This is a genomic window from Actinoplanes ianthinogenes, assembly GCF_018324205.1.
GTDB lineage: Bacteria > Actinomycetota > Actinomycetes > Mycobacteriales > Micromonosporaceae > Actinoplanes > Actinoplanes ianthinogenes.
Genome location: NZ_AP023356.1, coordinates 3,474,966 through 3,487,618, shown reverse-complemented (window position 1 = coordinate 3,487,618; position 12,653 = coordinate 3,474,966). Strand labels below are relative to the sequence as shown.

At 73.7% G+C, this 12,653-nt stretch carries 7 protein-coding genes; 4 read left to right on the top strand and 3 right to left on the bottom strand.

Annotation, left to right across the window (positions count from 1 at the left end):
* Positions 1-4 precede the first annotated feature (4 nt).
* Complete coding sequence (gene mutM, locus Aiant_RS15560) at positions 5-859, top strand: bifunctional DNA-formamidopyrimidine glycosylase/DNA-(apurinic or apyrimidinic site) lyase (RefSeq protein WP_189328816.1); 855 nt, start codon at positions 5-7, stop codon at positions 857-859.
* Positions 860-1,960: 1,101 nt separating this feature from the next.
* On the opposite strand, the gene Aiant_RS15555 is transcribed toward mutM, so the two are convergent.
* Genes Aiant_RS15555 through Aiant_RS15545 form a run of 3 tightly spaced genes read right to left on the bottom strand, consistent with a single transcriptional unit; the run spans position 1,961 to position 7,177 of the window.
* A complete protein-coding gene (locus Aiant_RS15555; protein WP_189328817.1) occupies positions 1,961-2,530 on the bottom strand; it encodes a spherulation-specific family 4 protein in 570 nt (189 codons plus the stop codon).
* Positions 2,527-5,667 (bottom strand): hypothetical protein, encoded by a 3,141-nt coding sequence (locus Aiant_RS45710; protein WP_229829841.1) that lies wholly within the window; start codon positions 5,665-5,667, stop codon positions 2,527-2,529. Before Aiant_RS45710 ends, Aiant_RS15555 begins: the two co-directional genes overlap by 4 nt.
* A gap of 1 nt (position 5,668) precedes the next feature.
* Positions 5,669-7,177, bottom strand: coding sequence for a DUF3492 domain-containing protein (locus Aiant_RS15545; protein ID WP_189328818.1), 1,509 nt, complete (start codon positions 7,175-7,177; stop codon positions 5,669-5,671).
* A gap of 645 nt (positions 7,178-7,822) precedes the next feature.
* Between Aiant_RS15545 and Aiant_RS15540 the strand changes: the two genes are divergently transcribed.
* The 3 genes from Aiant_RS15540 (at position 7,823) to Aiant_RS15530 (ending at position 12,641) form a co-directional block, all read left to right on the top strand.
* The gene (locus Aiant_RS15540) at positions 7,823-8,017 is read left to right on the top strand and encodes a hypothetical protein (RefSeq protein ID WP_185037500.1); all 195 of its coding nucleotides are present in this window, start codon (positions 7,823-7,825) and stop codon (positions 8,015-8,017) included.
* A 417-nt stretch (positions 8,018-8,434) separates the two neighbouring features.
* A complete protein-coding gene (smc, locus tag Aiant_RS15535; protein ID WP_189328819.1) occupies positions 8,435-12,016 on the top strand; it encodes a chromosome segregation protein SMC in 3,582 nt (1,193 codons plus the stop codon).
* A gap of 7 nt (positions 12,017-12,023) precedes the next feature.
* Positions 12,024-12,641 carry an HAD family hydrolase gene (locus Aiant_RS15530; RefSeq protein WP_189328820.1) on the top strand — a complete coding sequence of 206 codons (618 nt, stop codon included), beginning with the start codon at positions 12,024-12,026 and terminating at the stop codon, positions 12,639-12,641.
* Positions 12,642-12,653: the final 12 nt, after the last annotated feature.

Sequence of the window (12,653 nt, the reverse complement as noted above, 5' to 3'; positions counted from 1 at the left end):
CCCGTTGCCTGAGCTTCCCGAGGTCGAGACCGTCCGGATGGGACTGGCCAAGTGGGTGACCGGCCGCACGATCGCCACCGCCGAGGTGCGCCACCCGCGGGCGATCCGCCGCCACCTGCCCGGTGACGCGCACTTCAGCGACGTGCTCGCCGGCCGCACCGTGCTCGACGTGTCCCGCCGCGGCAAATACCTGTGGCTGCCGCTCGACTCCGGCGACGCGATCATCGCCCACCTCGGCATGAGCGGCCAGCTGCTGATGCAGCCGGCCGACGCCGAGGACGAGAAGCACCTGCGGGTCCGCTTCACGTTCACCGACGGCGGCCCGCAGCTGCGCTTCGTCGACCAGCGCACGTTCGGTGGCCTGTCGGTGTCCGAGGGCGGCGCCGAACTGCCCGGCGAGATCTCGCACATCGCCCGCGACCCGATGGACTCGCTCTTCGACGACGAGGCGTTCTCGGCCCGGCTGCGCGGCCGGCACACCGAGATCAAGCGGGCCCTGCTCGACCAGAGCCTGATCTCCGGCGTCGGCAACATCTACGCCGACGAGGCGCTCTGGCGCGCGAAACTGCACGGCACCCGCCCGACCGACAAACTGACCCGGCCCGCGGTGACGCGGCTGCTGGGGCACGTGCGGGACGTGCTCGCCGAGGCGATCGTGGCCGGCGGGACGAGCTTCGACGAGCTCTACGTGAACGTGAACGGGGAGAGCGGGTATTTCGACCGGTCGCTGAACGCCTACGGCCGCGAGGGCGAGCCGTGCCGTCGCTGCGGCGCGCCGATCCGCCGCGAGAGCTTCATGAACCGCTCCAGCTTCAGCTGCCCCCGCTGCCAGCCCCGGCCGCGCCTCCCGCACGCCTGAGCCGATCCCCGAGCGGCGGCCGACGTCGCCAGACTTTCAAGATCTTCATTTACGCGGGCCCGGCGGGGTGCGGATCGCATGCTCCCGCGCGGGCCGGGCGGGCTGATCTGGCCGCTGGCGCGTCCAGGACGATCAGCCCACCCTTCACTGTCCGCGGTCGGTTCCGGAGATCAAACCCCGGCTGGTCCCCAGCGCCCTATCCCACTCCCGGATAGGGCCACCAGGTCCAGCCCGACACTCCCCGGCTGGCCCCCAGCGCCCTATCCCACTCACGGATAGGGCCACCAGGTCCAGCCCGACACTCCCCGGCTGGCCCTCAACGCCCAATCCCACACCCGGATAGGGCCACCAGGTCCAGCCCGACACTCCTCGGCTGGTCCTCAACGCCCAATCCCACTCACGGATAGGGCCACCAGGTCCAGCCCGACACTCCCCGGCTGGCCCTCAACGCCCAATCCCACACCCGGATAGGGCCACTAGGACCAGCCCGACACCCCTCGGCTGGCCCTCAGCGCCCTGGGCAGATGTGGATCGGGTCAAGCCGCTTGACACCCCTGGCACATGGGATGTCTTCCCTGTCCGCGGTCGGTTCCGGAGATCAAAACCAACCCCGTCACCTCGTCTCCGCCCACCACCACGGTCGGCGTCCGTCCCGGTCGCCGCCGCACGCCTGCCTCCCGGCCGCCTGACGCACGGCCTGCCTCGCAGCCGTCTGACGCCTGCCTCAGGGCCGCCTTGCCTTTCTTGCGCGTGCCTCGCCTGCCTCGCGGCCGCCTCGCGCCTGCCTGCCTCGCGCCTGCCTGCCTCCGCCCGCCCCTCGTCGACCCGCCCACCCTGGGGGACCGCCGCCAGAACAGTGTGACGGCGGTCGGCGAGTGCTGTCGGATGGCCTGTGGAAGAAGCGTGACTGTGGACAAGCGTTGCTGGGCTGGCGGAGCCCGACTTTTGAGGCGTTGAGGCCAGCGCAGGCGTTGAGGTGGACCGAGGCGTTGAGGCGGGCCGAGGCGTTGAGGCGGGCCGAGGCGTTGAGGCTGGCCGAGGCGTTGAGGCCGGCCGAGGCGTTCAGGCGGGCGCGTGCCTCGGACGTACCGGGAACTGGTTTCAATCGGCGCTGTGGGCGCCGCCTCCCGGAGCTCCGGCCGGGGCCAGGTCCGGGCCCGCGTCGGTGGCCAGGCCGAAGCCGGCGCCGCGGCGGCCCATCAGGCGCCGCGCGGCCGTGAGCAGTGCGGCCGGGACGCCGTGCACGATGTGGCCGTCGCCCGGCCGGGTGCCGTCGCCGTCCCAGGTCTGGTACGCCGACCAGGGTCCCTCGAAGGTGCAGATCCGCACCCCGAGATCGCGGTAGAGCGGATGCGTCGGCACGCCCGGGTTCAGCACGACCCGGTGCAGGCCGCGGCGGGCGGCGAGCCGGACGGTCAGCGCGACCGGCCCGACACCGCCGGAACCGGCCGGCGCCCGGTCCAGGAACAGGCCCTCCACCCCGTCGGCCCGCCAGGCGTCCACGTCGGAGAGGACGTCGGCGAGGGAGCGGCTGCCCCAGTCCAGGTCGATCCGGCCCAGCGACTGGTGCAGAGTACGCCGGTCGCCCGGGTGCTCGCGGACGATCCAGGTGTCGGCGTCCAGCTCGAGTTCGGGGCCGGGGTGGGCGTACGCGGGAAACAGGGTCTTCACGAGGTCCTCCGAAGATCGGCGGCGGTCAGGGCGACGATGAGCAGGCCGGCCACGTGCGTCGCGGCGAGCACGGCGACGGCGACCGGCAGCGGCCCGGCGGCCGGTTGGGGAAGCAGGGGCAGGGCCAGGGTGGCCAGCGGCGGCGCGGTGGCCAGCGTGGCGGCGAACCCGATCCGGGCCCGCGCGGCCAGCAGGAAGGTGATCGCGAAGACCCCGCCGAGCAGCGTCCCGGCGGCCAGCGCCAGCACCGCGCCCTGCGCGCCGTGCAGGCTGGACAGCCCACCGGGCAGCCGGTACGCGGCCAGCGCCAGCGCCCCACCGGCGGCCAGCGGCGGCATCAGGCCGGCCAGCGTGATCACCGTGACGTTGCGGACGTGCCGGTCCAGATCGGCGGCGCTCTCCGCGGAGTCCAGCCCGGCGTCGATCCGGTCGGTGTGCCAGCCGATCAGCGCCTCCAGCATCGGCACCGCGAGCAGCAGCGGCAGCGCGGCGGGCGAGGGGGTGACCGCGGGACCGGCCTGCCAGAGCAGCGCCACGGAGATCGCCTGGGAGGCGCCGACGACCGAGTACGCCAGCCCGCGCCGGCGTTCCACCGGGCTGAGCCGGGGGATCCGGCACTCCCGCCCGAGCAGCACGGCCGGCCGGAACGCCCGCACCAGCACCGCCACGATCGCCGCCGGCAGCAGCGTCTCCACCGGCACCCAGCCGGCCCAGCCGACCCCACCGGCCGCTGCCAGCGCCAGGCCGGCCAGCAGCCAGCAGGGCAGGTACCAGCGGATCACCGCGAACTCCGAACGGGTCACCAGCGCCGCGGTCACCGTGGCCAGGGTGGCCAGCCCACCCGCCCCGACCGAGGCGGCCAGCAGCCGGTCCGGCCCGAGCAGCGCGGCCGGCGCGATCCAGACGAGCGCGCACCACACCCCGGTCACCGCCAGGAACCCGGCCCCGACCAGACGAACCGCGGCCTCCGCACCGGCCCGCCGCGCCACCGTGACGCCGACGCTGGTCAGCGCCTGCGCCGCGGCCCAGCCGAGCAGCAGCGTGACGGCCGGCACCGGCCAGGCGACCCGGCCGAGCGCGCCGACCCCGGCGACGGCCACGCTGAGCGGCCCGAGGTAGAGCAAGCAGCGAAGGAGCACCGGCCAGAGGAAGAAGGGCCGTTTCAGCGCGTCGTGGTCACCGCTGGTGCGGGTGCCGGTGAGGGTGCTCAGCCACCGGCTCTTGGCTCGGCGGCCGGTGCGGATCTCGGTCTCCCGCTCGCCCTCGGCGAAGGCCCGCCAGGCGGCGTCGGCGGCCGCGGCCTTGGCCAGGCGCGCCGGGCTCAGCTCGCCGGAGCCGTCGGTCCCGAGCCCGGCGCCCAGCTCCTCCGGTCCGTCGAAGTCTTCCGGCTCGCCGAACGGCCCCGGTCCCGCGAAGTCCTCCGGCTCCCCGAATTCCTCCGGTCCCGCAAACTCCTCCGGTCCTGCGAAATTTTCTGGTTCGCCGAATGCCGCCGGTTCGCTGAAAGCGGCCGGCCCGCCGAACTCCTCCGGTCCGGCGTATTCCGTCGGCCCGCCGAACTCTTCCGGTTCGGTGCACTCCCTCGACCCGGTGAAGTCGAGCGAGGCGTGCGCGGCCAGGTCGCGCACGTCCTCCCCGGTCGGCCGCGGCTCCGCCGCCTTCCGATCCAGCTCGGCCCAGGACCGCCGCCGACGTCTCGGTCCGCGCGGCGCGATGCCCGCGCTGTTTTGGTACGCCGGAGCACTCGCGTGGTTCTGTTCCCAGCCCGCCGACGCGCCCGAAGCCGGCTGCGCCGCGTCCCAGTCACGCGATGCCGCCGCAGCGTCGTCCTGCTCCCAGTCTTCCGGCGCCGCCGTGGCGGCGTGGTCCTGGTCCCAGTCCAGTGCCGCAGCCGCACCCGGATGATCCGCGTCCCAGTCCGGGGCTGCCGCCGGAGCGGCGGCGTGTTCCCAGTCCAGTGCCGCAGCCGCACCCGGATGATCCGCGTCCCAGTCCGGGGCTGCCGCCGGAGCAGCGTCCTGGTCCCACCCGGGCGAAGCGGCCACCGCCGCGTGCACCGGATCCCCGTTCACCGGCGCGACCGCGTCCGCCCAGTCCGGCTGCGCCACCGCGGCCTCGGCGTCCGCCAGGGGCAGGGACGCCGGTTCCACACCGGTGCCCGTTTCCACCGCGCCCGGTTCCTCGCCCAGCTGGACGGCCAGCGCCCGGGACAGCCCCGCGAACAGCAGCGTCTCCGCCGTCCCGTCGATCGGCGACCGAGGCTCCTGCGCGTGCCGCACCGGCGCCCCGAACAGGAACGTCTCGGTCATCGGGCTGACCTCACGCCGCACCGCACCGGAGCCGGTCCGGGCCGGTGGGGTCATGTCCGCCCCGGTCCCGACCGCCCGGTCGCGCACCGCCGCTGTCTCCCAGTCCGCGGGCCGGGTGAAGAGGATGGTCTCGCCGACGGGTGCCAGGTCGGCCGGTCGCTCGAACGTCACCGTCTCCGTGCCGAACCCCGGCTCGGCGATCGGACCGGTGCCGGGCAGGTCCGCGCTCGCCAGTTCCGCCTCGGTCAGCGAGATCCGCGGAAAGAGATGTGTCTCGGCCGCGGCGTGCGCCGGCGCGGCGATGTCGTGGGCCGCGTGCGCCGGCGCGGCCATCTCAAACGCCGCGTGCGCCGGTGTGGCCATCTCGAACGCCGCGTGGGCCGGCGCGGCCGTTTCGGGTGCTGCGTGGGCCGGTGCGGCGGTGTCGAGCGCCGCGTGCGCCGGTGCGGCCATCTCAAACGCCGCGTGGGCCGGCCCGGCCGTCTCGAGCGCGGCATGGGCCGGCCCGGCCGGCTCCGGGGCCGCGTGGGCGGGTGCTGCCTCGTGACCGGCGGCCGGCTCGTCCCCGAAGTCGGGCCGCACGAACAGCAGCGTCTCGGCCACCGCCGTCTCCCGCTCGGAGTCCGACATGACCTCGTACAGTCGAGCGCCCAACCCGGCCCCACCCGGATCCGGGGCGGGCCGCCGCCGCGGCGCCGGGGCCTCGTCGAAACCCGGCCCGCTGTTCGCCGCGTGCCGCGGCTCGCCCGGTGTCTGCGGGCGGCGCCGCCGGTTGCGCGCCGCCGTGCGCGAGGTCCCGGAGGTCCCGCGCGGGGGAGTGATCGTCATTTCAGTCCTCCCTGGTCAGCCAGCGCAGCGTGGCCGGCGTCGGAGTACGCGGCGCCGGCACGGCGAGCGCCAGTTCGAAGGCCGGCGCCGGCGGCGGCGCGGCCAGGTCGGTGTAGAGGGCGCCGTAGACCCGCACCACCCGGTCGACGGTGAAGTGGCTGAGCGCACGCTGCCGGGCCGCGTCGCCCAGCGCCCGCCGGCGCGGGGTGTCCCGGAGCAGGCCGACGATCGCGATGGCCAGCTCGGAGGGGTCGTCGGCGGGCACCACGACGCCGGTGTCGCCGAGCGTCTCGCCGGCCGGGCCGATGTCCACGGCCACCACCGGGCGGCCCGACATCATCGCCTCGACCAGCCGGTACGGCGGGTCGGCCGGCCCCGGCACGTGCGCCACCACCTGCCCGACGGTGAACCGTTCCCGCGGGTCGGCGGGCAGCGGGTGCAGGCGTACCGCGCGTCCCAGCCCGGTCCGCTCGATCTGGTCGGCGCAGTGCTCCTCGTGTTTCGCGGTGACCCCGACCAGGTGCAGCACCGCCCCCGGCAGCGCCGCCGCGACCTCGGTGAACGCGTCCAGCACCAGAGTCAGCCCGCTGTCCGGTCCACCGCTGCCGGCCCACACCACGGTCGGCGGCGCGTCCAGCTCGGCGGCGCCCGGGTACTCCTTCGGGTCCACCCCGGCCGGCACCCGGACCAGCCGGGTCGGCTCCGCGCCGTGGTCCAGCGCCCAGTCGTGGTGGTAGGCGCTCAGCGGCGCGATCAGCTCCGCCTCGGCGTACCCGGTCCGCGCCACCGCGCCCCGGAACCGCCGCAGGATCAGCCGGACCGCGGGCGAGAGCCGCTCCTCGGCCGGCCGCTGCCGGGTGACCGGCGTGCGCGCCTCGGTGAGCAGCAGCGGGGTGCCGCTGCGCCACCGCCCGGCGAGCGCGGCCAGCAGCGGGGTGGTGCCGCCCACGCAGTGCACCAGGTCCGCGTCCGGGACCGGCACGGCGAGGGCACGCATGGCGTGCCGCAACAGGGTGGCCGCGGTCCGCGCGTCACGCACGCTGAGCTTGGGCAGCGGTGGATTCTCCGGTACGCCCTCCGCCCGCCCCCGCCAGGCGTCGAGCAGCCGGTCGGCGAGCGGCAGCCGGGTCAGCGGGCTGGGCCGGTTCCCGGCCAGCTCGGCGATCCACCGCAGCCCGTCGGTGAACTCCTCGGTGGCGGTCTCGTCGAGCAGCCCCCGGCAGAACCGGCCGACCGCGTCGGCGGCCCCGTCCGGGAGCTGGGCGCGGCGCCGCTCGGAGCGGGCCGGTTCGCGGCCGAGCGCGACGACGCGCGCCGAGCCGACATTGAACGGAAGCGGGTACGCGGGCGCGGACGGCAGTTCCCGGTCCGTGACGGTGAGCAGCTCGAAGCGGAACCGGTGCAAGCCCTCGACGAGCGACCGGCACCAACCTCCGAGGGCGTCCCGGCGGTACGGGTACCCGCCGCCGGTGAGCAGACAGATGCGCTCGCGCGACGGGGTCGGATTCACGCTGGAGGCAACGACAGAAGGACCCCGGGCTAGCAAGTCATGTCAGCTAGGCGACAGAAATAAGCACCCTTTGCCCTAATTTGTCGCACAGGTTTGCCCGAATTTGCCCGAAAGGAGATGGTGTTCGGCAAGTGTTCGTGACGGACGTTCTGGTTTGCCGGACCCCCGGCGGTGGGCATTGCCTGCTGTCCTTCGCCACGCGGAGCCGATGATCTTCTTGATCAAATCAGTGGCCCCCGGGCGGTGTCCGTGCGTAGGGTGTTGATCGAACTTCGTCCAGTGAATTGATCGAGTGGCGTCGAGGAGATCGCCAAACCGCCGGGAGCGTGCATAATCGCAGTTCAGCACTCCTTGGTGGCGTGATTCACTGACGTCGGCCGTGCCGCTGCGTGCGCTCGGCTTGACGGAGCATGGGTATCGGCGGACTATGGAGATGTCGCCAGTCGCGCCCACTCATGCCCCGGCTCCCTTCGTGGCTTGAGCATCTGCACCTAAGTGAGTTCCGTTGCTCCAGTGGCGGAATTCTGTGTTCACGCGTGCCCGTGAGCCTTTGGTGCGTCAGTTCGCGCGCGCTGGGCGCACGTTGGCCGGCCGTTTCCGGCGAAGAAAACACATACGAGACGCACCGCGTCACAAGGAGTCACGATGGCGAAGGCCCTCTACGGCCACGTAGGTGCGGCGCCCGATCGGCGCCTGCTCGACGAGGTCACCCGACTGCGTTCCCGGGTGCAGAGCTTGGAGTTCGAGGTCACCCGCCTCCGGGCGGAGAATGATCGTCTGGCGGCAGCCGCCGCGGAAGCGGACGACATTCTGCGGCTGAGCGAGCCGGCCCTGACCTGAGCCCGATCGACGCCGGGATGTCGCTGCGGGGTGGCTGACCGGCGTTATCCCCCCTCGCACCACAACGCACCAAAGAAAAGCGCGCCTCCACATCCGTGGCGGCGCGCAGTTTTTTGTCCGGCTTCGGCATGGCTGGCAGGTTTACCGCCCCGCAGGACGGGGATGCGCCGGGCACACGAAGGGCATGGTCCCGGGCGGCGGCCGACGCACCCGGTGACCGGGCGAGTGGGCGACGGCAGGAACGCGGCGCGGATCCAACTGGCGACGGATCCCGATCGGCGCGGTGTTGTCGCCTGGAGAAGGCGGATATTCCGGCTGTGGAGGGCGGCCCGGGCGCGGCGTAACGCTGCCCTGGCTGACCCATGCGGGTAGCCTGCCACCCAGCAGACCACCGCCGATCAGACCTTCCGGAGATCCGTGCACCTCAAGAGCCTGACGGTCAAGGGCTTCAAGTCCTTCGCCTCCGCCACCACGCTGCGGCTGGAACCGGGCATCACCTGTGTGGTGGGGCCGAACGGTTCCGGCAAGTCGAACGTCGTCGACGCCATCGCCTGGGTGCTCGGCGAGCAGGGTGCGAAGGCACTGCGTGGCGGCAAGATGGAGGACGTCATCTTCGCCGGCACCTCGGGCCGCGCGCCGCTGGGCCGGGCCGAGGTCACGCTGACCATCGACAACAACGACGGTGCCCTGCCGATCGACTACACCGAGGTGTCCATCACGCGGCGGATGTTCCGCGACGGCGCCAGTGAGTACGAGATCAACGGCAACTCCTGCCGCCTGCTCGACATCCAGGAGCTGCTCAGCGACTCCGGCATCGGCCGGGAGATGCACATCATCGTCGGCCAGGGCCGGCTGGACGCGATGCTGCACGCCAAGCCGGAGGACCGCCGCTCGTTCATCGAGGAGGCGGCCGGTGTCCTGAAGCACCGCAAGCGTAAAGAGAAGGCCGTCCGCAAGCTCGACGCGATGCAGGTCAACCTGAACCGGTTGAACGACCTGACCGCCGAGCTGCGCCGCCAGCTCAAACCACTGGGCCGGCAGGCCGAGGTGGCCCGGCGCGCCGCCGGCATCCAGGCCGACCTGCGCGACGCCCGGCTCCGGCTGCTCGCCGACGACCTGTTCACGCTGCGCACCACCCTGGACAAGGAGATCGCCGACGAGGCCGCGATGCGCGACCGGCGCGGCGAGGTCGAGGAGGAGAACCGCGAGGTCCAGCGGATGCTGGCGGACCTGGAGTTCGCGCACGCCGAGGACGCGCCGCTGCTCCAGGCCGCCCAGGACACCTGGTACAAGCTCTCCACCCTGCAGGAACGCTTCCGCTCCACCGAGCAGCTGGCCACCGAGCGGCTGCGGCACCTGGCCGCCACCCCGGACGACGAGCGCCCGGGCCGCGACCCGGAGATGCTCGAGGCCGAGGCCGAGCGGGTCCGGGAGCAGGAGGAGGAGCTGCGCGAGGCGCTCACCGAGGACCAGATGCGGCTGGCCGAGGCGGTCGAGCACCGCCAAGACCAGGAACGCCAGCTGGCCGCCGCGGAGAGTGAGCTGCGGGCGGCCGCCAAGGCGATCGCCGACCGCCGCGAGGGCCTGGCCAAGCTGACCGGCAACGTGAACGCCGCGCGAGCCCGGACCAGCAGTGCCGCCGAGGAGATCGAGCGCCTGGCGGCCGCGCACGAGGACGCGCTGATGCGGGCCGAGGCGGCGCAGGCCGAGGTGGACGTGGTCTCCGCCGAGTCGTCGGACGCCGACCGGGACAACGCCGAGCTGGACGCCCGGCACGACGAGGCGGTCGCCGCGCACGACAAGGCCGCCGCCGTGGTCCGCGAGCTCTCCGACGCGGAACGCGCCGCGGAGAAGGACGCGGCCAGCCTCAAGGCGCGCGAGGAGGCGCTGGCGCTGGGCCTCAAGCGCAAGGACGGCGCGGGCGCGCTGCTGGCCCGGACCGGCCAGGTGCCGGGCATGCTGGGCAGCCTCGCCTCGATGCTGACGGTCCGCGCGGGGCACGAGGCGGCGCTCTCCGCGGCGCTGGACACGCTGGCCGACTCGGTGGCGATCGCGAGCCTGGACGAGGCGGTGGAGGCCGTCCGTACGCTGAAGATCGCCGACGCGGGCCGGGCCTCGCTGGTGATCGCGGCCCCGGCCGGGCCCGGCATGCGGGGGTCGCTGGACGCCCTGCGGCCGAGCCTGCCGGAGGGCGCGCTCTGGGCGCCCGACCTGGTCGACTGCCCGGAGCAGATCCGGCCGGCGCTGAACCGCGCGTTGCGGGACGTGGTGCTGGTGCCTGACCTGGCCGCGGCGGTGGCGCTGGTCGGGTCGAACGCCGAGCTGCGCGCGGTGACGCCGGAGGGCGACGTCCTCGGGACGTACGCGGCGGCCGGCGGCTCGGCGAAAGCCACCAGCTACATCGAGGTGCAGGCGGCGGTCGACGAGGCGAAGGCCGGCCGGGCCGCCGCCGAGGAGCGGATCGCCGAGATCAAGGAGCAGCTCGCCGAGGCGCGCGCCCAGGTCGCCGAGCTGAAGCAGGCGGTGACCGTCGCCGCGCAGGCGAAACGGGCCGCCGAGGGCGAGCGCAACGCGGCCGCCCGCCGGCTGGCCGAGCTGGGCGCCGCGGCCCGCTCGGCGAAAGCGGAGAGCGAGCGGCTCGGCGCCTCCCGGCAGAAGGCCGAGGCGGCCCGCGAGGCCGACCTGATCCGCGTGGCGGAGCTGGAGGAGCGGCTGCGGCTGGCCGAGGACACCCCGATCGACGAGGAGCCGTCGACCGAGGAGCGCGACCGGCTGGCCGCGCTGGTCCCGCAGGCCCGGCAGAACGAGATGGAGGTGCGGCTGGCCGTGCGCACCGCGGAGGAGCGGGTCTCCTCCATCGCGGGCCGCGCCGACTCGCTGATGCGCCAGGCCAACCAGGAGCGGCAGGCCCGGGAGCGGGCCGCGGCCCGCCGGGCCGCGCGGGCCCGGGGCGCCGAGATCGCCCGCGCGGTCGCGGCCGGCGCGAGCACCGCGCTCGCCCGGGTGCAGATCTCGGTGGCCGCCGCGGCCGAGGAACGCGACCGGATCGCGCAGGAGCGGACCAGCCGGGAGGCCGAGCTCCAGGAGGTGCGGGCCACCGCGAAACGCCTGGTCACCGAGCTGGAGCGGCTGACCAGCGAGGTGCACCGGGACGAGATGGCCCGGGCCGAGCAGCGGATGCGCATCGAGCAGCTGGAGGCCAAGGCCGCCGAGGACTTCTCGCTCGACGTCGAGACGCTGATCAGCGAGTACGGCCCGGAGCAGCTGGTGCCGCCGACCCAGGCGGAGGTCGCGGCGGCCGAGAAGGACGGCAAGCCGGTTCCGGAGCCGGTGCCGTTCCACCGGCCCACCCAGGAGAAGCGGTCGGCCAAGGCGGAGCGGGACCTGACCCTGCTCGGCAAGGTCAACCCGCTGGCGCTGGAGGAGTTCGCCGCGCTGGAGGAGCGCTACAAGTTCCTCTCCGACCAGCTGGAGGACCTCAAGGCCACCCGCAAGGACCTGCTCACCGTGGTCAAGGACGTGGACGACCGGATCCTCGAGGTGTTCACCTCGGCGTTCGAGGACACCGCCCGCGAGTTCCAGCAGGTCTTCCAGGTGCTGTTCCCGGGCGGCGAGGGCCGGCTGGTGCTGACCGACCCGGAGGACATGCTGACCACCGGCGTCGAGGTGGAGGCGCGCCCGCCGGGCAAGAAGATCAAGCGGCTGTCGCTGCTCTCCGGCGGCGAGCGCTCGCTGACCGCGGTGGCCATGCTCTGCGCCATCTTCCGGGCCCGCCCCTCGCCCTTCTACATCATGGACGAGGTCGAGGCGGCCCTCGACGACGTCAACCTGGGCCGGTTGATTACGCTCTTCCAGCAACTTCGGGAGAAGAGCCAGCTGCTGATCATCACGCACCAGAAGCGGACGATGGAGGTCGCGGACGCGCTGTACGGCGTGACCATGCGGGCCGGCGTCACGCAGGTGATCAGCCAGCGGCTGAACCGCGACACGGAGGACTAGACAAGACATGCGCGACCGCGCCCGGGCCCTGCTCATCGACCTGGACGGCGTGCTGCGCCGCTTCGACCCGGCCCCGATGATCGCCGTCGAGGTGAAATACGGCCTGAAACCGGCCGCCCTGCTGGAGACCGCGATGTCGTGGGACCTCTACCGCCCCGCGATGGCCGGCGAGATCACCGACGCCGAGTGGATGAAGCTGGTCGCCGACCGGCTGCCGCTGGACGCGGCGGAGGCGGCCGCGGCGGTGGCCGAGTGGCAGCCGGCCCGGCTCGGCGAGGTGGAGCCGGAGGCTCTGGAGTTCGTCCGGAGCGTGCGGGCGGCCGGTCGCAAGGTCGGACTGGCCACCAACGCCACCGACCGGCTCCGCGGCGACCTGGACGCGCTGGGCCTGACCGGCGAGGTGGACGTCGTCCTCAGCTCCTGGGAGTTGGAGGTGCACAAGCCGGCCCCGGAGTTTTTCGAGCGGGCCTGCCAGGAGATCGGTGAGCAGCCCAAGCACGTGCTCTTCGTGGACGACGACGACCGGGTGATCCGGGGCGCGCGCTCGTCCGGCCTCTCCGGTTACCGCTGGACCGGCGCCGAGCACGTGCCCTACCTGCGCAAGGTCCTCGATCTCCCGGATTGATGCCGGATGGAC